The organism is Kribbella capetownensis (genome assembly GCF_004331485.1).
Lineage (GTDB): Bacteria > Actinomycetota > Actinomycetes > Propionibacteriales > Kribbellaceae > Kribbella > Kribbella capetownensis.
The window spans coordinates 609,408-628,769 of the sequence record NZ_SJKD01000005.1; the positions used below are offsets into that span (position 1 = coordinate 609,408).

Here is a 19,362-nt window from a genome sequence, read left to right on the forward strand (position 1 = left end):
CCGCCGTGCTCTGAGACGGTGAAGCCGGTCATCGCCAACCCAAGGCCGGATGGAGCGCCAGATGCAGCCTGTCACCGCCGTACGCAGGTTCACCGAGGTCACCGACGAGTTGATCGAGTCGTTCCAGCGCGACGGCTTCGTGGTACTCGATCAGGCCCTTCCACCCGACCAGGTCACCGCGCTCCACGCAGCGGCCGAGCACCTGTGCCGCGGTGACCTCGGTGCCGTCGAGGGCGGCCCGAGCACGGAGCCGGGCGAGGACGTCCTGCGCAAGTACCTGTGCATCCACCAGCCACACAAGGTGTCCGACGTGGCGCTGGCCGCGTTGCACGCACCGCGCGTGGTGACGGCACTGACCGCGCTGATCGGGCCGAACGTCAAGGCGATGCAGTCGATGCTGTTCATCAAGTCCGAGGGCAAGCCGGGCCAGGCCTGGCACCAGGACGAGTTCTTCATCCCGACCAGGGACCGCTCGCTGACCGCGGTGTGGATCGCGCTCGACGACGCCACTGTGGAGAACGGCTGCCTGTGGGTGCTGCCCGGCTCGCACCGGCGCGGCGTCATCTACCCCGACCGGGAGCAGGACGACCTCCGCTTCGACTGCACGGTGGAGTTGTTCGACTTCCCGTATTCCGACGACGACGCCGTACCGGTCGAGGTGCCGGCGGGTTCGGCGGTGATCTTCAACGGCTACCTGCTGCACCGATCACTGCCGAACACCAGCCGGCGCGGACTCCGCCGGGCTCTCGCCAACCACTACATGAGCGCGGAGTCGCTGCTCCCCTGGCACTCCGTGCCGGCCGACGTCCATGTCGGCAAGCACGACTACCGCGACATCGTGATGGTCGCCGGGACCGACCCGTACGCCTACAAGGGCATCGACGACATCGCCCGCCCGCACTCCCGCGCCGACAAGGACGGCGGCTGCGACCGTTAGACGGTCTGTGCCTCGGCAGCGTCGACGGCCTGCTCGAGGAGCAGCGCGATCGTCATCGGACCGACCCCGCCCGGGACCGGCGTGATCAGGCTCGCGACCTCTGCCGCCGCAGCGAAGTCGACGTCCCCGACGTTGCCCTCGTTGTAGCCGGCGTCGACGACGACCGCGCCGGGCTTCAGCCAGTCGCCCTGGACGAAGTTCGCCCGGCCGACGGCGGCCACCACGATGTCCGCGGTCCGGACGATCGCGGGCAGGTCGGTGGTCCGGGAGTGCGTGTAGGTGACGGTCGCGTTCGATGCCAGCAGCAACATCCCGACCGGCTTGCCGAGGATCGGGCTGCGGCCGATCACGACCGCGTGCGCCCCGGCGATCGGTACGTCGTACGCCTCGAGCAACCGCATGATCCCGCCGGGCGTCGCGGAGCGGAACCCGGGCTCGCCGAACGCCATCGCGCCGAACGACCGCGTGGTCACCCCGTCGACGTCCTTGGCCGGGTCGATCGCCTCGAACGCGGCCCGCTCGTCGATCTGCGCCGGGACCGGGTGCTGCAGCAGGATCCCGTGCACCGCGGGATCCTCGGACAGCTTGGTCAGCTCCGCGACCAGTTCCTCGGTCGTCGTCTCGGCGGGCAGCACCACGCTCCGCGACCCGATGCCGGCCTTCTTCGACCGGTTCTGCTTCATCCGCACGTACGTCGCGGATGCGGGGTCGTCACCGACCAGCACGGTGGCCAGGCACGGCTGGACCCCGGTCCGCTCCTGCAGTGCACGGGCCCGGTCGGCCGCCTTCGCCACCATCTCGGCGGCGAGGTCGGTCCCGGTCATCAAAGTGGCAGTCATGGCGCGCGCTCCCTTGGGCGTCGACAACAGGTCAAGTGCCCAGGCGCGCGGCTCGGCCGGATCCTCCGGCGGACCGTTCCCCGGTGGTCGTCCACCTCAGCGCCAGTCGCGGTCCACCGCTCAGGATACCCGCCCGCCCTCCGTCGCCTCGGTCAGGAAGGTCTCGATGACAGGGTCACCGAGTTGAGGATGGGTCTTGGAGTGCGGGAGCCGGGTGTCGCGGATCGTCTTGGCCTGGGTGACCAGGTGGTCGATCTGGTCCCGGGTCGTGGCGGCGTCCGAGCTGTTGCCTTCGGCCACCGCTTCGAGGTGGCGGAGGGACTCACGCAACGCCTGCGCCCAGAGGAAGGCCGCGTCGAGCCAGGCCCCGGCCTCGTCGGCGAACGACGGGTCGGCCACCCCGGCGCGGATCCGGGCCGGAGCGTTCTCGATCGCCTCAAGGTATGGCTCGAGCTGCGCGATGGCCCCGGCTAGATCGCCAGCCTTCCAGATCTTCCAGAACGCGGCGGTCTGCGCGGCCAGGACCGGCGCGTTCACCAGATGGAGCCGGCCGTCGTACGTGGCGAGGTCGGCGAAGACCTCCAACGCGGCGATCGTTTCGGCGTCTCCCCCGGCCCGCTCGGCGAGCGCGCGGTGCCACGAGGCCTGCTCGTCGTACGTCGCAGGGTTCCAGCCGAACTCGGCGAACGAGTAGAGCGCGATCTTGCTTGCTGCGGCCTGGTTCATCGGGTTCGAGATCACGCCGACGACCTGGTCGGCGAGACCGGGCTCGCGACCGCTGTACGCCGCCAGCAGGATCCGGGCGGCCGCGTAGTCGTTGACCGGGTAGTTGTCCCAGATCAGGATGTCGTGCCCGAACACGGCCTTCGCCTCGGCCGCTTGTGCGCTCGTGATCGTCTCCGGGACGACGCCGATGCCGGTCCAGTGCACGACCACGGCGCTGTCCATCTCCTCGCGCAGCGCCTGCTTGTACGGCGTCTCGTCGACGTTGTAGTACTCGGTCGGAACCATCTGGAGCGGGGCGAGGTCCGGCTTGGTCGCGACCCACTCGCGCTGGATCCGGTTCAGCAACTCGCTCTGCGCGCGACCGGCTCCGCCACCGCCGGCGCCGTACTTCTCCTCGTCCTCGGAGCTGTGCCACTTCTCGTACTCGATGTCGTCCAGGGCCACGTTGAATGCGCGCGCACCCAGCGCGTAGAGGGCCTCGAACTTCGCGATCAGCGCCTGGAAGTCGCTGTCGTCGGTGTAGCGGATCGACAGGCCGGGTGACAGCGCGAAGGTGAAGTCGACCTTGTTCCGCAACGCGCGCTCGACCAGCTCGCCGAGCTCGGCCAGCTTGTCGGCCGGGTACGGGTCGCGCCACTGCTCGCGGTGGTACGGATCGTCCTTCGGCGCGTACTCGTAGGTGTTCATCCGATGCGTGCCGAGGTAGTCCAGATGGTCGAGCCGGTCCGCGTGCGACCACGGCGTGCCGTAGAAGCCTTCGATCGAGCCGCGGTAGCGCATCGTCGGCCAGTCGCGGATCTCGACGCCGTCCACATGGTTGCCCTGGACAAGCTGTGCGAAGGTCTGTGCGGCGTAGAAGGTGCCGCGCTGATCGACACCGTCCAGGACGACCTGGTTGTCGCCGACGGCAACGACGTACCCCTCAGGCGGCAGTCCATCGGCAGACGCGCTCGTGCCGCCGAGCCGCACCGTGACAGCAGACTCGCCGTCCGTGATCGTCTGTACGCCGGCCCGTGTCAGCGTCTCGCGGACGACGCGCTCAGCGTCCGGATCGGTGGCCGGGCCGTGCACCAGTCCGACGGTGTCGCCAAGGTCGAGGCCGTCGTCGCGGTGGGTGGTCTGCTGAGGCTCAGGCGTCATGGCCCTACTACAGCAGTCCGGCGTGATCCAGCGCTAGATACGCCGCGTCGACGCCGGTCATCGCACCTGGTGTGCGCAGCTCGGCACGGAACGCGTCCACGGTGAGCTCGACCGGCACACAGTCCTCGGTCTCGTCCAGCGACTGCTTGCCGTCCGGCCGGCAGCCGCGCGCGATCGCGATGTACTTCCGGAACGTCGACGACGCCGAGGACCACTGCCAGCCGACCAGGTCGAGTGTCTCGCAGGTGTACCCGGTCTCCTCCTCGAGCTCCCGCGCACCGGCCAGCGCCGGCTCCTCCCCCGGCTCGACCAGCCCACCGGGCAGGTTCGTCACGATCCGGTCAGGCCCGGCCCGGAACATCCGGATCGTCACGATCCGTCCCTCCGGGGTCAACGGGAGCACCGTGACTCCGGAGCTGATCCCCTCGTCGGACTTCGAGCCGAAGACGTCCCACTCGACCTCACGCCCGTCCGGGAGCCGGTACCGCCGCAACTTCACCGTCAGGAACCGGTGAAAGCCCAGCTCCTCACCCACCAACTCCCAGGCCGTCGGATCACCGGGCCGAGACAGTTCAGCCGCCGCGGGATCCGCAGCGGCTGAACGCCATTCCGGCTCGCTCACAGCGGCCGGTCGTCGTCCGGCTCCTCCGGTGGAGCAATGGGTACGTCGTCCGCCGCCGGAGCGACCGGGGCGTCGTCGGCCGGTGCGGACGTCGCACTGGCCTCTTCGGCCGGAGTCGAGTCCTTGGACTCCTCAGTGGCGTCCTCGGCCGGGCGGGACTCGGACAGGATGCGCTCCAGCGTCTCCACGGAGATCCGCTTGAACTTGCGCACCTGGGTCCGGGTCCGGTCCAGGACCGCGACCTCGATCTGGTCCGACGTCAGCTGCCTGACCTCGGTGCCGTCGTGGCCGAGCGCGTCCACGGCCAGCCGCAGCGCACCGGCCAGCGAGATGCCCTCCTGGTAGTGCTCACCGACGTAGTCCGCGACCTGCTCGGCCGGACCGCCCATCACGGCGTACCCGCGGACGTCCGCGATCGAGCCGTCATAGGTGAGCCGGTAGATCTGGTCCTCGGCCGCGCTGCCGCCGATCTCGGCGACCAGGATCTCCACCTCGAGCGGCTTCTCACCACCGGAGGAGAAGATCGCGCCGAGGGTCTGCGCGTAGGCGTTGGCCAGCGCGCGGCCGGTGACGTCGCGCCGGTCGTAGGAGTATCCACGCATGTCGGCCAGCCGGACACCGGCGATCCGCAGGTTCTCGAACTCGTTGTACCGGCCGACGGCGGCGAACGCCATCTTGTCGTAGATCTCGGCCACCTTGTGCAGCGCGGGCGAGCGGTTCTCCGCGACGAACAGGATGCCGTCGGCGTACTGCAGTGCGATCGCGCTGCGGCCCTTGGCGATGCCCTTGCGGGCGAAGTCGGCCCGGTCCCGCATCAGTTGCTCGGGCGAGACGTAGAACGGAACGCTCATCGAAGGTGTCGTCCTCTATCGGTCGATGGGACTGTATCGGGTTGATCCGGGGATCAGGTCAGGTCAGGGAGGCCGAGGCCGGGCCATCGGGGCGCTGGTGCCGTTCGGCCCAGACGCTGTCGACGATCGCGGCCACCTCGTCCTCGGGCAGCCGTTGGTAGCCGTCCGCCGTGACCACGCCGACCACCGGGAAGATCCGCCGCAGCATGTCCGGGCCACCGGTCGCCGAGTCGTCGTCGGCGGCGTCGATCAGGGACTGGATCACCACCGTCACGCAGTCGGTCGCGGACAGGTCCTCGCGGTAGAGCTTCTTCAGCGCGCCGCGGGCGAACAGCGAGCCCGAGCCGACACTGTGGAAGTGGGTCTCCTCGTAGCGCCCGCCGGTCGGGTCGTAGGAGAAGATCCGGCCGCCCTTGATGTCCTCGTCGTAGCCCGCGAACAGCGGCACCACGGCCAGGCCCTGCATCGCCATCGCCAGGTTGCCCCGGATCAGCGCGCTCAGCCGGTTGGACTTGCCGTCCAGGCTGAGGGTCGCGCCCTCGAGCTTCTCGTAGTGCTCGAGCTCGACCTGGAACAACCGGACCATCTCGATCCCGAAGCCGGCCGAGCCCGCGAACGCGACCGCGGAATACTCGTCGGCGGGAAACACCTTCTCGATGTCACGCTGGGCGATGATGTTGCCCATCGTGGCCCGCCGGTCGCCGGCCATCACCACGCCACCGGGGAAGGTGGCCGCGACGATCGTCGTACCGTGCGGGACGTCGTGGGAGAAGTCGGCCGACCCCAGGCTGCGCCGTCCAGGCAACAGGTCGGGCGCGTGCCCGGCCAGGAAGTCCATGAACGACGAGCCACCTGGGATCAGGAAGGCTTCCGGCAACCGGCCGGAGGCATCAAAAGTCATCGAGCGGTTCACTCCCCACCCTTTTGCACGAATCCGCGGACGAACTCCTCGGCGTTCTCCTCGAGCACCTCGTCGATCTCGTCCAGGATCGAATCGACGTCCTCGTCGAGCCGTTCCTTGCGCTCCTGGACGTCTTCCGACGCCTCGACCTGCTCGACCTCTTCCTCGGTCGACGAACGCTTCGGCTGCTTGTGCTGCTGACCGCCGTCCTTAGCCATGACACACCTCCTAGACCCGCCGCCTGCGGCGGCCGCCCAACCGACCCTCGCAGTGTTTCCTTATACGGCGACCCTACCCGGCGGCGCCCCCAGTAATGGTGCGAACCAGGTCACTCGCGGTGTCGCATTGGTCAAGAAGTGCCCCGACATGCGCCTTCGTGCCCCGCAGCGGGTCCAGTGTCGGGATCCGCTGCAGTGACTCCTTGCCGGGCAGATCGAAGATCACCGAGTCCCACGAGGCGGCCGCGACCTGCGGCGCGTACTGCTGCATGCAGCGGCCGCGGAAGTACGCCCGCGTGTCGGTCGGCGGGTGCGAGACCGCCATCCGGATCTCCTCGTCGGAGACGAGCCGCTGCATCCGGCCGGCCTTCACCAGTTTGTAGTAAAGCCCCTTGTCCGGGCGCAGGTCGGCGTACTGCAGGTCGACCAGGTGCAGCTTCGGGTCGTCCCACTCCAGGCCGTCACGGTCGCGGTAGGACTGCAGCAGCTTGTACTTCGCCACCCAGTCGAGCTGGTCGGCCAGCTTCATCGGATCGATGGCCAGCTGGTCCAGGATCTGCTCCCAGCGGTGCAGCACGTCCTTGGTCTGCCGGTCCGCGTCGTCGCCGTACTTGTCCTCGACGTACTTGCGGGCCTGCTCCAGGTACTCCGTCTGCAGCTGGACGGCGGTGAGCTTGCGACCGTCCTTCAGCGTCATCAGGTGCGTACAGGTGGGGTCGTGGCTGACCTCGTGCAGCGCCGTGACCGGGCGGTCCACGCTCAGGTCGTCGGTCAGCCAGCCGTCCTCGATCATCGCCAGCACCAGCGACGCCGTGCCGACCTTCAGGTACGTCGAAATCTCGGACAGGTTCGCGTCGCCGATGATCACGTGCAGCCGGCGGTACCGGTCCGGATTCGCGTGCGGCTCGTCGCGGGTGTTGATGATCGGGCGCTTCAGCGTCGTCTCCAGGCCGACCTCGACCTCGAAGTAGTCGGCCCGCTGACTGATCTGGAAACCGTTCGCGGCGCCGTCCTGGCCGATCCCGACGCGGCCGGCGCCGGTGACCACCTGACGGCTCACGAAGAACGGCGTCAGATGCCGCACGATCGACGCGAACGGCGTGGACCGGCGCATCAGGTAGTTCTCGTGCGAGCCGTACGACGCGCCCTTGTTGTCGACGTTGTTCTTGTACAGGTTCAGCGGCGGGGCGCCGGGGATCTGCCGGGCCTGCCGCGCGCCCTCCATGATGACCAGCTCGCCGGCCTTGTCCCAGACCACCACGTCGCGCGGATTGGTCGTCTCGGGTGCGGAGTACTCCGGGTGGGCGTGGTCGACGTACAGCCTCGCGCCGTTGGTGAGGATCACGTTCGCCAGCCCGGTCTCCTCGTCGGTGAGCTGGCTGGAATCGGCCACCTCCCGGCTCAGGTCGAAGCCGCGCGCGTCCCGCAACGGGTGCTCCTCGTCGAAGTCCCATCGGGTCTTGCGCGCGAGCGGCTGCGTCTGCGCGTAGCCGTTCACCACCTGGCTCGAGGTCAGCATCGGGTTCGCCCCGGGCTGGCCTGGTACCGAGATCCCGAACTCTGTCTCGGTTCCCATGATCCGCCGAACACTCATGCGGTCGAGCCTACGCGGTGTCCGCGACGAAATCCGTTGCTGTGTCCACAGGGTTACGTGTGAGACTTCGCGGGTGGACGAAATGGTGGCCGTTCTGGACGACGACAACCTGGTCATCGGCGCGCGGCCGCGGTCGGAGATGCGGCGGGACAACCTGCGACACTCCGCGACCGGCGTACTCGTCCGGAATGCGGCCGGTGACATCTACGTGCACCGCCGTACGCCGACCAAGGATCTCTACCCGAGCCGGTACGACTTCTCAGCCGGTGGCGTCGTCGCGGCCGGCGAGGATCCGTACGACGCAGTGGTCCGGGAGCTGGCCGAGGAGTTGGGGATCACCGATGCGGAGCTGACGCGGCTGCCGGAGGACGACTTCGCCGACGACCACACCAGGTACCACGCCTACCTGTACACGTGCGTCTGGGACGGCCCGGTGAAGCACCAGCCGGAGGAGGTCGAGTGGGGAGCCTGGATGTCCCCTGCTGAGCTCATAGCCAAGCTCGACGACCCCACCTGGTCCTTCATGCCCGACACCACCGCCCTACTAGGCCCGTACGTCAGGAGCCTTGTGTGACCATCCTCGAAGGCTGGGACAGTCACGCCTGGATCGACGGTCCGTGGATCTACCGCTCGCCACGCCGCCCGGCTGTATGTCCCCGCCTGCTGGCTGAGGCCACTCTGATGCCCTGGCTCGCCCCACAGCTCCCCCTGCCCGTCCCGGTACCGGAGACGACAGAGGACGGCGTACGGCACCTGCTGCTGCCGGGCACGCCCCTCGAGGACGGCGGTACGGCGATCGGCCGCCAGATCGGGGCGTTCCTCCGGGCTCTGCATGCCGTGGACCCGGCGGAGGCAGAGGCACGTGGGGCCTACGGCGCGGCCGCCGCCTCTGCCGGCAAGGCGGTCTTCCTGGACGAGTGCCGGGCGCAGATCGTGCCGCTGCTGCCCGTTGAGCTGCGGCCGTCAGCCTTGGCGCTGCTCGATCGTGTGGACCGGGTCCGCAACCGCCTGGTGCACTGCGATTTCGGTCCGGAGCACATCCTGGTCACGGACGGGCGGATCACCGGCGTCATCGACTGGACCGACGCCGAGATCGGTGATCCCGCCCTCGATCTGTGCTGGCCCCTCAACGGCGCTCCGGACGCGCTCGCGGACGGTGTGGCCGAGACCTACGAGATCACACCGGAGCTCAGGGAGCGCGCCCGGGACTGGGCTCGCCTCTCGCCCTGGTTCGGCGTCCACCGCGGCCTGCTGCTGGATCTGCCTGACGACGTGGCGAACGGGCTCAGTGACATCGCCTCCGGACTCTGAGGGGCTGTCAGCGGGTGTTGCGGCGACCCATGGTGCGGGCGAAGTTGACGGCGACCAGGCCGGCCCAGGAGACGATCAGGCCGCGCAGGCCGAGCATGTCGGCCGAGATGGCGGTGATCGGGATGGCCGCGACGACCGAGATGATCGCCAGCGCCAGGCCGCCCGGGTCCGTTTCGCGGCTCGGGTGCCGCGGACGGGCCGGCTCCGGCAGCGCGCCGGCATGTCGGTGCGCATCCCGCTCGTCGAGTTTCGCCAGGAAGCTGTCGATGACTTCCGCTTCGTACTCCGGCCCCAACTCCTGCCGCGCGGCAACTGCCGCCCGCAGATCCTTCCGCACCTCATCCATCGCCATACCAGCAAGTTAAGCCCGGCCCGCCATCCCCGTAATCAGGGGAAACCCCGGTCGCACCCCTCAGCTGTGCCCGGACATTCGGTGGGCGATCGCGGCGGCCTCGATCCGGTTGGCGGCGCCGAGTTTCCGCAGGATGTGCGACACGTGGACGCCGACCGTCCGGACGCTGATCACCAGCGTCGCCGCGATCTCGCGGTCGGTGCAGCCATGCGACAGCAGCGTCAGTACCTCGGCCTCGCGTGCTGTCAGGCCGAGAACCTCGTCAAGACCTCCGGCGGGTTCAGCCTCGGCCGGCGGAGTCGCGATCCGCAGCCGGGCCAGTTCGGCGAGCAGCTCGAGCTCCCGCTGCAACGGCCGCGCACCGATCCGGACCGCAACCTGGTAGGCCGAACGGGCCGGAATGCTCGCCTCGGCCCGCGATCCTCCGGCCGTGACCAAGGCCTCCGCTTGGCGCCACTGACAGTAGGCAGTGAGCGGTGCACGGTCCAGGTGAGCCCAGCGATCCGCGGCGTCGGCCCACAGCCCAGGACCGGCGACGCCCCGGCTGCGCTCGTACTCGGCCTCGGCCAGCCCCAACCAGGCGCTGCTGACCGGCGTCACCGGTGCGGCGTCCTCGGCGGCACGACGGGCGACCGCGATCAGTTGATCAGCTCGGTCGAGCACGCTCCGCTCCGCGTCGGCGACGCGTCGGGTCCTGGCCACCGCGGCGAGGTCCGCCTGTGCCCGCAAACCCTTTGCGCAGAACCACACCCGAAGCTGTGCGGCCTCGACAGACCCCATCGATTCCAGGGCCGCATTCGTGTGATCCACAGCGTCGGTCCACCGCCGCTCCCACAGCGCGAGTTCGGCCAGGCAGACGTCGTAGATGCCCAGCCCACGGTCCGGGCGCAGCGTCTCGAGCGCGGCGTCGAGGTGCTCCCGAGCCGCGACGAAGTCACCGCGGCCGACCTCGAGATCGGCTCGAAGCATCAGCAGCATGTACGGGTAGCTCGCCATCGTCGACCGCAGCGCGGCCGTGCTCAGCGCATCGGCCTCGTCCCACTCGCCCAGGGCGAACAGCGCCTCGATCAGATTCGAGACCAGTACGGCGCTGTCGACGCCGTACCGGTGGATGGCCTCCAGACCCTGGCGGCCGACCTGGACGGATTCCCGTAGCCGACCGAGCATCGTCAGGGCATCGGTGACATTGACGTAGACCGGATCCAGCCCGACCCGCTCACCGATCTCCTCGGCCAGCCGCAGCGCCTCGCCGAGGTCCGTCAGGCCCTCCTCCGTCCTGCCCAGATAGACGAGGTCGGCGCCACGCACGGTCAGCGCGCGGACCAGAGCCTCGCCGGCACCGGCGTCACGCGCGAGCGCCAACGCCTCCTCGGCCAGCCGTACGGATGCCGCGTGGCGCCAGGCGACCATCAGGCCGCCCGCGAGTGAGGCGACGACGTACGCCCGATCCGACGATGGCTCGGCCGGTGCGAGCTCGACCGCCCGCTCGAGGGCCGCGAGTCCGGACAGGTCGCTGCCGATCTCGTGGAGGTACTCACCCAGGCGTACGTGCAGCAGCGCCGCGCGCCGCCGATCGCCGACTCCGGCCAGGCCGATCGCCTGCCGGGCGAGCTCGACCGCTCGGGGCCCCTCGCCGGTCTCGCTGGCGAGCTCGGCGGCCCACGAACAGAGTCCGCCCAGATCGGACCCGGCGACCTCGGCCGCGTTCGCCACCGCCGGCCACAGGGAGATCGCTCGTTCGAGATGGGCACGCGCCTCCGCCAGGCCGGCGACGGACACGGCTTCACGGGCGGCGGCGACCGACGCTGCCAGCGCCTCGGCCGCGCGCCCCGCGGCTGCCCAGTGCGGTGCCAGCTCGGCCGGCGCGGCCGCGCCGGAGCGCGCGAGCTCCTCGGCGAGGTGCTCGTGAATCTCCTCGCGCTCGCCCGGCAGCAGGGTCGCGTACACCGCCTCGGCCAACAACGCATGCCGGAACCGAAAGCTGCTCGTCGCCGGTTCGGCGACCAGCACACCGTGCTCGACCGCCTGCCGCAGCGCCGCGCGAACGTCCTGCTCGGGCATCACGGCGACCGCTCGCAGCAGCGCGTATCCAACCTCCCGCCCCGCGGCCGAGGCAATTCGGACGACTGCCCGGGCCCGCTGGTCGAGCCGGTCGACCCGCTGCAGCAGGAGCTCACGCAAGCCTCGCGGCAGACCACCGTCACCGGCCGCGGCGATCAGTTCCTGTGCGAAGAACGGGTTGCCATCGGACCGCACCACGATCGCGTCAGCGATGGCAGCGGTCCGTGGCGGGACGGCGTACGCCGCGACAAGTGCGGCCAGGTCATCGCGGTCGAGCGGTCCGAGGTCGACGAGCAGAGCCGATCCCGAGCGCCGTACCCCGTTGGCGAGCCGGAGCATGCGCTCGGCCGACGACCGCTCGTCGGCCCGGTACGTCCCGACCAGCAGCACCGGCCGGTCGTCGACGTACTGCGCGAGGTACACCACGAGATCGAGCGTGGAGATGTCGGCCCAGTGCAGATCCTCGAGGACGAGCAGCACCGGCGCGGACTCCGCTCGCTCCGTCAGCACACCCAGGATGTGCTCGAAGACACGGAACTGCCGGCCGTCTGCTCGAGGGAGGGCACCGACCGGACGCAGCGCCTGAGCGAACGGCTGGTACGGCAATTCGGTCCCGACCAGGTCGATCGAACGTCCGAGCAGAACTTCGAATCCGGCGTCCCGGGCGCGTGCGGACAGCTCGGACGTCAGCCGGGTCTTTCCGATGCCGGCCTCGCCCGCGATCAGGACGGTCGCTCCGCGGTGGGCCCGGGCAGCGTCCAGCGCGCCCTCGAGCGCCTCGAGTTCACCGGCGCGCCCGACGAACAGATCGCTCGCGCGAGCCTTCATCTCGTCAGTATCGCGCCGCCATCGACTACGTAGGCGGTTGAGCAGAGATACGTACCTCGTTCCCGATGCCGTCCTCGTCCCCGCCCGGCGACGATCGAGTCAACCGAACGAACCCAAGGGGAGGGACCATGACCGCAGTCATCGAGCAGTCGACGATCCACACCGTGCGAGGCGGTGGTGGTCTGCGCCTGCATGTCCGCGAATGGGGCCGGCCGGACGGGCCGCCGATCGTGTTCATCCACGGCCTGTCGCAAAGCCATCTGTGCTGGCGGAAGCAATACGAGAGCGCGCTGGCCGGAGAGTTCCGGCTTGTCGCGTACGACCTGCGCGGTCACGGCATGTCAGAGGCGCCGTTGGGGCAGGAGCACTACACCGACGCCCGCCTGTGGGCCGACGACCTCGCAGCGGTGATCGAGCAGTTGCGCCTCGACCGGGCGGTCGTGGTCGGTTGGTCGTACGGCGCGTTCGTCATCTGCGACTACGTGCGGGCGTACGGCGAGGAGCGGATCGGTGGGATCGACCTCGTCGGCGGAACGGTCCGGCTCGGTCCGGCGGCATTCGGCACTCTGATCGGCCCCGGCTTCCTGGACAATTTCCCCGATCTGATCGCCGACGACCTGCCCACCAACATCCGTGGCGCGCGCGGCCTGATCAGGGCGTTCCCGGCCACCCCGTTCACGGCGGACGACACGGAACTGCTGCTCGCGGCGAGTATGACCGTCCCGGCCCGGATCCGGGCCAACCTGGGCGCCCGCGAGATCGACGAGGACGACGTACTGCGGACCCTCACGGTGCCGCTACTGGTGACCCACGGCCGGGCGGACACTGTGGTACTCCCAGCGACGGCAGAACACGTGCTGGCGACCTGCCCGACCGCCGAGGCCGCCTGGTACGACGGAGTCGGCCACACCGTGCACCTGGAGCAGCCCGACCACTTCAACCGTGAGCTCGCCGAGCTGACCCGCCGCGTCGCCGCGTCCTGAGTGTCAGGTTCCTGCCACAGACCGACGACCGCCCCTCGACGGCGTGTCCAGGGGCGATCGTCGTACGACGGTGTCTTACAGGTACTGACCGGTGTTGGTGGCCGTGTCGATGGAGCGGCCGGGCTCGGTGCCCTGCTTGCCGGAGATGAGCGTACGGATGTAGACGATCCGCTCGCCCTTCTTGCCGGAGATGCGGGCCCAGTCGTCCGGGTTGGTCGTGTTCGGAAGGTCCTCGTTCTCCTTGAACTCGTCCACGCACGCCTGCAGCAGGTGCTGCACCCGCAGACCCTTCTGGTTCTCGTCCAGGAAGGCCTTGATCGCCATCTTCTTGGCCCGGTCGACGATGTTCTGGATCATCGCGCCCGAGTTGAAGTCCTTGAAGTACAGGACCTCCTTGTCGCCGTTGGCGTAGGTGACCTCGAGGAACCGGTTCTCGTCGGCCTCGGTGTACATCCGCTCGACGGTGCGCTGGATCATCCCGTTCACGCACTCCGCCTTGTCGCCGCCGAACTCGCTCAGGTCGTCGGTGTGCAGCGGCAGAGTGGTGGTCAGGTACTTCGAGAAGATGTCCCGGGCCGCCTCGGCGTCCGGGCGCTCGATCTTGATCTTCACGTCCAGCCGGCCGGGTCGCAGGATGGCCGGGTCGATCATGTCCTCACGGTTCGAGGCACCGATGACCAGGACGTTCTCCAGGCCCTCGACGCCGTCGATCTCGCTCAGCAACTGCGGGACGATGGTGTTCTCGACGTCGGAGGAGACACCGCTTCCGCGGGTGCGGAACAGCGAGTCCATCTCGTCGAAGAACACGATCACCGGCATGCCCTCGGAGGCCTTCTCACGGGCCCGCTGGAAGACCAGCCGGATGTGCCGCTCGGTCTCGCCGACGTACTTGTTCAGCAGCTCCGGACCCTTGATGTTGAGGAAGAAGGACTTCTGCCCGTCCACCCCGGTCCGCTCCGCCACCTTCTTGGCCAGCGAGTTGGCCACCGCCTTCGCGATCAGGGTCTTGCCACAGCCCGGCGGGCCGTACAGCAGGACGCCCTTCGGCGGCTTCAGCTCGTGCTCGAGGAACAGATCCTTGTGCAGGTACGGGAGCTCGACCGCGTCCCGGATCTGCTCGATCTGACCCGACAGGCCACCGATCTGCGTGTAGTCGATGTCCGGGACCTCTTCGAGGATCAGTTCCTCGACCTCGGACTTCGGGATCTTCTCGTAGACGTAGCCGGAGCGTGGCTCCAGCAGCAGCGAGTCACCGGCCCGCAGAGGGATGTCGAGCAGCGGCGAGGCGAGCCGGACGACCCGTTCCTCGTCGGCCTGCGCGATCACCAGCGCCCGCTCGCCGTCGGCGAGCAGTTCCTTCAGCATCACCACGTCGCCGACGACCTCGAAATCGCAGGCCTCGACCACGTTCAGCGCCTCGTTCAGCATCAGCTCCTGGCCGAGCTTGAGCCCGTCCAGGTCGACCGATGGGCTGGCCGCGACCCGGAGCTTGCGGCCCCCGGTGAACACGTCCAGCGTGTCGTCGTCATTGCGGCCGAGGAAGGTGCCGAAACCGGACGGCGGTTGGGCCAGCCGGTCGACCTCCTCCTTCAGGGCGATGATCTTCTCTCGCGCCTCCCGCAGCGTCTCTGCCAGCCGCTCGTTCTGAGCGGTGACACTCGCCAAGGAGGCCTGGGTTTCGGACAGCCTGCTCTCGAGCGACCGGCTGTCAGCCGGATGCTCCAGCAACCGACGCCGCAACGCTGCGACCTCGGCTTCCAGGTAACGGACCTGGTTACGCAGCTCTGCCGCGGTAGGACTCTCGTCTCCAGCCACGATCATCACCTCACCATGTGGGGCTCGACCTTATGGACCTTACCCAGAAAACGTCGCTGGGCAAGCTGAATCCCATCACGTGTCGGTTGCGGATGAACCAGTTGCTTTCGGCATGTCTTCCGATCTCTCGGCGCGACGCGGTCCGGCGTAGTCGTCGCCATAGGCACCCGGCGCCGGCCGGCGCTTCTTGCGCGGCGCCTGAACGCCGTGTGCCATCCGTCGCGCGGTGACCAGGAAAGCGGTGTGTCCCTGCATCCGGTGGCCCGGGCGAACAGCCAGACCCTCGACATGCCAGTCCCGCACCAGCGACTCCCAGGCGCGCGGCTCGGTGAACTCACCATGTGCCCTCAGCGTCTCCACAACACGGCTCAGCTGCGTCGTGGTGGCTACATAGGCACAGAACACCCCACCGGGCGACAGAGCCTCAGCGGCGGCGTCAACGCACTCCCATGGCGCCAGCATGTCGAGGATGACCCGGTCCACGTCCTGCTCGTTCAGCTTCTCGACCAGGTCTCCGACCTCGAGCCGCCAGGCCGGGTGCTCACCGCCGAAGAAGCCGGTCACGTTCTTGCGCGCGACCTCGGCGAAGTCCTCCCGCCGTTCGAACGAGATCACCTGGCCCTGGACGCCGACCGCGCGCAGCAATGCCGTGGTCAGCGCGCCGGAGCCGGCGCCCGCCTCGACTACCTTCGCGCCAGGGAAGATGTCGGCCATCGTGACGATCTGCGCGGTGTCCTTCGGGTAGATCACGGCCGCACCGCGCGGCATGGAGACTGAGTAGTCAGCCATCAACGGGCGCAGCGCGAGGTACTCGACGCCGCCCTTGGACTTGATCACCACGGCGTCCGGCCCGTCGATCAGGTCGTCGTGCGCGATCCCGCCCTTGGTGGTGTGGAAGATCTTCCCGCGCTCCAGGAACACCGAGTGCCGGCGGCCCTTGGAGTCCTGCAGGGTGATCCACTCCCCCGCCTGCAACGGGCCGTGATGGACCCCGGAGTACGCCTGGTCGGGAAAGTCGCGCAAGTCAGCCATAAGGCGCTCACCTTAACTTTCAGTCACGCGTACGGCGTAACCGAGGCGAGGTCACCGACCGCGGAAGGCGCGTTCGATGTCGCTGGTCGCCAGCACGCCGTACACCGAGCCGGCCGCATCCAGGACGAGGTACTCCGATGCCGGGTGCTCGCGTAGCGTCTTGAGGATCTCTTCACCGGTGTCGTTGATCCCGATGATGTGGCCCGCGCCGATGCGGGTCGAAACCTCGCTGACAGTGGTCCACGGGCGCTGGTTCGGCGCGACCGCACTCACCGCGGTCTCCGACACCAGCGCGTGCGGTTTGCCCTCGCCGTCGATCACCACGACCGCGCCGGCCTGCGCGTCCGCGGCCAGCCGGACCGCCTCGGAGATCGGCGTACCGGAATGGACGGCGATCGCGCGGCGGGCCATCGTACGGACCTGGAGTGCGGGCAGTTTGCGGCGGAGCCGCGCCTGCATCAGCGAGGCGGTCGACCCCATCCAGAGGAAGAACCCGACCGCGAGCGCGATCAGGAAGTCGATCATGGTCGGCTGCCGGTTCCAGATCTCTTCGATGATCACCGGGGCCGCCAGCACCAGCATCGCGAGGATCCGTCCGGCCCATGCGGCCACGATCGTGCCGGTGTGCATGTTGCCGGTGAACTTCCAGACCACCGCGCGCAGCACCCAGCCGCCGTCCAGCGGCAGGCCGGGCAGCAGGTTGGTCACGCCGACGATGAGGTTCGCGATGCCGAGTTCCCACAGGGCGACGTACCCGACGCCCTCGTCGAACGCGCGCGAGCCGAGGTACGCGAGCCCGCCGACGATCAGGGAGGCGACCGGGCCGACCACCGAGACAGCGAATTCCTCGAGCGGTGACTTCCGCTCCCCCTCGATATGCGTGCCGGCCGCGAAGAAGCCGAGGTTGATCTCCGACACCCCGATGCCGAACCGCATCGCCATCAGCGCGTGCGCCAGCTCATGGACCAGGATCGACAGTGTGAACGCCACCACGAACGCGAGCGCGGCCAGATAGCGCCAGCCGCCCAGGTCGGGGAACTGCTGACCGATGATCGCGGCGAACCCGATCGCGAGCAGCATCGCCACCGGCAGCCAGGTGAACCGCATGGTGAGCCGGATGCCGCGGATACGACCAAGCACCCAGGTACCGGGCGGCGGCGGCCCGGCCGGCTGGGCGGGATTCTGAGGATCACGCGGTTCTGGCATCGACCCAACGCTACTTGCCCGCAGGTAACTCCGTGCTACCTACCCAGGGTGTGCCGCCTCAGACGCCGACGTTGAGCGTGGCGACGTACCCGCTGCTGGTGTCTCCGGTGACTGTCGCGAGCTGATGTACGCCGTCGTCGTCGCCGAACACGTTGTCGTTCGCAAGCGACGTCTGGGCCAGGTTCTGCGCACTTCCGTCGTATCCGTCGGTGGCGTAGACGGTCTTGCACACGTCCTCCGGCAGAGCCAGTTGGGAGGTCGCACTGATCTTTCCGGCGGCGGTGGCCTCGGACAGGCTGGAGTAGACCTCGAAGTGGATGTGCGGCCAGCGGCCCATGTACGCGGCCGGGAAGATCGTCGTGAACGTGACCTTGCCCGACGAGTCGGCAGCCTGGACGCCGCGTAGGTAGTTCTCTTTGGTGGCGCCGTCGGAGTAGAGGGAGTAGCGGCCCTGTGCGTCGCAGTGCCACAGATAGACGGCCGCACCTTCCAGTGGGGTGTCCTTGTCCGCGTCGAGGACGGTGAGCGTGACGGTCAGCGGTACGCCGGTCGCCACTCCGGACGCGGAGCCGAAGGACTTGGTGATGTCCTTCCGGACGATCCCGGACTCGATGAGAACGTTCGGGCCGTTGGAGCCGTCACCCGGGTACGGTCCTGCGGTCTCTTGTGGGATCTCGTCGACGTCTGTGCTGCTGGTCGTCGTACTCGCGGAGGGCGTGCTGGATGTCGTGGTTGTGGTCGAGCCGGAGGTGGCCGAGTCGGTGGCGTCGTCCGGAGTACAGCCGGCCACCGCGGCCAGGCCGGCGCCGGCGAAGAGGCCGAGGAACCGCCGGCGGTGCAGGGTGCCGAGGTCGTACTCCAGGCCCAGATCGTGTTCACGGGGTGGTTTCGGTGGTGGCGTCATGAGTCGAGCGTGACAAAGCGAGCCGATGGTTTCCCGAAAGCCGGCTGGGAGTTCGCTGCGAACGGTTTTCCACAGGTCCGGGTGGTGCGCCGACGAAGTGTCGGTGGACTCGCCTAGGGTGCTGGCATGAGTGTTGCCGCCGAAGTCGACGTGCACGGGCATCCGCGCGGAGCCCTGTCGCCCTCCCGGGCCGCGGACTTCATGAGCTGCCCGCTGAAGTACCGCTTCCGCGTCATTGACCGGCTGCCGGAGAAGCCGTCGTCGGCCGCGGTCCGGGGCACGGTGGTGCACGGCGTGCTGGAGCGTTTGTTCGACCTGCCTCGCGGGCAGCGCACACTTGAGCAGGCGGCTGGAATGCTCGAGCCGCAGTGGCAGCACGTGCTCGAGGAGGAGCCGGAGGTCGCGGAGCTGTTCGCCGAGGACGCGAGCGGTGAGGAGCTGGCCAACTGGCTGGCGGAGGCGCACCAGCTGCTCGGGAAGTACTTCACCCTCGAGGACCCGAACGCGTTGGAGCCCGCCGAGCGCGAGCTGTACGTCGAGACCGAGCTCGAGTCCGGCCTGGTACTGCGGGGCTACGTCGACCGGCTCGATGTCGCCCCGACCGGCGAGATCCGAGTGGTCGACTACAAGACCGGCCGGTCACCCTCGGAGTTCTTCGAGGCCAAGGCCCTGTTCCAGATGAAGTTCTACGCGCTGGTCCTGTGGCGGCTGCGTGGAGTCGTGCCGGCGATGCTCCAGCTCGTCTACCTCGGCAACGGGGAGATCGTGCGGTACGTCCCGGACGAGGCGGATCTGCGCGCTTGTGAGCGGAAGGTCTCGGCGCTGTGGACTGCGATCAGCCGGGCACTCGAGTCCGGCGATTGGCGTCCCAGCCCTGGTCCGCTCTGCGAGTGGTGCGATCACAAGGCGATCTGTCCGGCCTGGGGTGGCACTCCGCCGCCGCTCCCGACCCGTTCGGTTGAAGAGGTCGCTGCCGAGTCCGCCGGTGTCGACCTGGTCGACGTCGACGGCTGAACTTGGCCTACAGCCACACGCCGAATTC

General features: G+C 68.8%; 18 protein-coding genes and 1 riboswitch. Of the genes, 5 read left to right on the forward strand and 13 right to left on the reverse strand.

Annotated elements, in window-relative coordinates; translation table 11 throughout:
• Positions 1–61: 61 nt before the first annotated feature.
• Entirely contained in the window at positions 62–937 is an 876-nt protein-coding gene (locus E0H75_RS24535; RefSeq protein ID WP_131515967.1) for a phytanoyl-CoA dioxygenase family protein, read from the forward strand.
• On the opposite strand, the gene E0H75_RS24540 is transcribed toward E0H75_RS24535, so the two are convergent.
• From E0H75_RS24540 to dop, 7 genes are all read right to left on the reverse strand, one after another.
• Positions 934–1,776 (reverse strand): bifunctional 5,10-methylenetetrahydrofolate dehydrogenase/5,10-methenyltetrahydrofolate cyclohydrolase, encoded by an 843-nt coding sequence (locus E0H75_RS24540; protein ID WP_131515968.1) that lies wholly within the window; start codon positions 1,774–1,776, stop codon positions 934–936. The genes E0H75_RS24535 and E0H75_RS24540 overlap by 4 nt on opposite strands.
• A 30-nt stretch (positions 1,777–1,806) precedes the next feature.
• Positions 1,807–1,896, reverse strand: a riboswitch (ZMP/ZTP riboswitch).
• On the reverse strand, positions 1,897–3,642 hold the full coding sequence (locus E0H75_RS24545) for a glycoside hydrolase family 84 protein (RefSeq protein WP_131515969.1): 1,746 nt from the start codon (positions 3,640–3,642) through the stop codon (positions 1,897–1,899).
• Positions 3,643–3,649: 7 nt separating this feature from the next.
• Positions 3,650–4,264 carry an NUDIX hydrolase gene (locus E0H75_RS24550; RefSeq protein ID WP_131515970.1) on the reverse strand — a complete coding sequence of 205 codons (615 nt, stop codon included), beginning with the start codon at positions 4,262–4,264 and terminating at the stop codon, positions 3,650–3,652.
• A complete protein-coding gene (gene prcA / locus E0H75_RS24555; protein ID WP_131515971.1) occupies positions 4,261–5,115 on the reverse strand; it encodes a proteasome subunit alpha in 855 nt (284 codons plus the stop codon). The genes E0H75_RS24550 and prcA overlap by 4 nt, the downstream gene beginning before the upstream one ends.
• Positions 5,116–5,173: 58 nt before the next feature.
• Entirely contained in the window at positions 5,174–6,016 is an 843-nt protein-coding gene (prcB, locus tag E0H75_RS24560) for a proteasome subunit beta (RefSeq protein WP_131515972.1), read from the reverse strand.
• An 8-nt stretch (positions 6,017–6,024) separates the two neighbouring features.
• Entirely contained in the window at positions 6,025–6,234 is a 210-nt protein-coding gene (locus E0H75_RS24565; RefSeq protein ID WP_130448384.1) for a ubiquitin-like protein Pup, read from the reverse strand.
• 73 nt (positions 6,235–6,307) lie between these two features.
• Positions 6,308–7,828, reverse strand: coding sequence for a depupylase/deamidase Dop (gene dop, locus E0H75_RS24570; protein ID WP_131515973.1), 1,521 nt, complete (start codon positions 7,826–7,828; stop codon positions 6,308–6,310).
• Between the two features lie 82 nt (positions 7,829–7,910).
• Here dop and E0H75_RS24575 point away from each other — a divergent pair, with 82 nt between their 5' ends.
• Together E0H75_RS24575 and E0H75_RS24580 are read left to right on the forward strand one after the other, a co-directional pair.
• Positions 7,911–8,402 (forward strand): NUDIX hydrolase, encoded by a 492-nt coding sequence (locus E0H75_RS24575; RefSeq protein ID WP_238163255.1) that lies wholly within the window; start codon positions 7,911–7,913, stop codon positions 8,400–8,402.
• A complete protein-coding gene (locus tag E0H75_RS24580; protein WP_131515975.1) occupies positions 8,399–9,139 on the forward strand; it encodes a phosphotransferase in 741 nt (246 codons plus the stop codon). Before E0H75_RS24575 ends, E0H75_RS24580 begins: the two co-directional genes overlap by 4 nt.
• A gap of 7 nt (positions 9,140–9,146) precedes the next feature.
• Here E0H75_RS24580 and E0H75_RS24585 read toward each other — a convergent pair whose 3' ends face one another.
• Positions 9,147–9,491 carry a hypothetical protein gene (locus tag E0H75_RS24585; RefSeq protein WP_131515976.1) on the reverse strand — a complete coding sequence of 115 codons (345 nt, stop codon included), beginning with the start codon at positions 9,489–9,491 and terminating at the stop codon, positions 9,147–9,149.
• A gap of 60 nt (positions 9,492–9,551) precedes the next feature.
• Complete coding sequence (locus E0H75_RS24590; protein WP_131515977.1) at positions 9,552–12,380, reverse strand: ATP-binding protein; 2,829 nt, start codon at positions 12,378–12,380, stop codon at positions 9,552–9,554.
• Positions 12,381–12,508: 128 nt separating this feature from the next.
• Here E0H75_RS24590 and E0H75_RS24595 point away from each other — a divergent pair, with 128 nt between their 5' ends.
• Entirely contained in the window at positions 12,509–13,363 is an 855-nt protein-coding gene (locus E0H75_RS24595) for an alpha/beta fold hydrolase (protein WP_131515978.1), read from the forward strand.
• Positions 13,364–13,438: 75 nt separating this feature from the next.
• Here E0H75_RS24595 and arc read toward each other — a convergent pair whose 3' ends face one another.
• From arc to E0H75_RS24615, 4 genes are all read right to left on the reverse strand, one after another.
• On the reverse strand, positions 13,439–15,184 hold the full coding sequence (gene arc, locus E0H75_RS24600) for a proteasome ATPase (RefSeq protein ID WP_131356790.1): 1,746 nt from the start codon (positions 15,182–15,184) through the stop codon (positions 13,439–13,441).
• Positions 15,185–15,253: 69 nt separating this feature from the next.
• Complete coding sequence (locus E0H75_RS24605; RefSeq protein ID WP_131515979.1) at positions 15,254–16,210, reverse strand: tRNA (adenine-N1)-methyltransferase; 957 nt, start codon at positions 16,208–16,210, stop codon at positions 15,254–15,256.
• 51 nt (positions 16,211–16,261) lie between these two features.
• A complete protein-coding gene (locus tag E0H75_RS24610) occupies positions 16,262–17,416 on the reverse strand; it encodes a site-2 protease family protein (protein ID WP_238163242.1) in 1,155 nt (384 codons plus the stop codon).
• A gap of 58 nt (positions 17,417–17,474) precedes the next feature.
• Positions 17,475–18,320, reverse strand: coding sequence for an intradiol ring-cleavage dioxygenase (locus tag E0H75_RS24615; protein WP_131515980.1), 846 nt, complete (start codon positions 18,318–18,320; stop codon positions 17,475–17,477).
• A 126-nt stretch (positions 18,321–18,446) separates the two neighbouring features.
• Between E0H75_RS24615 and E0H75_RS24620 the strand changes: the two genes are divergently transcribed.
• Positions 18,447–19,334: a RecB family exonuclease gene (locus E0H75_RS24620; protein ID WP_131515981.1), complete on the forward strand. Its 888-nt coding sequence runs from the start codon at positions 18,447–18,449 to the stop codon at positions 19,332–19,334.
• Positions 19,335–19,362: the final 28 nt, after the last annotated feature.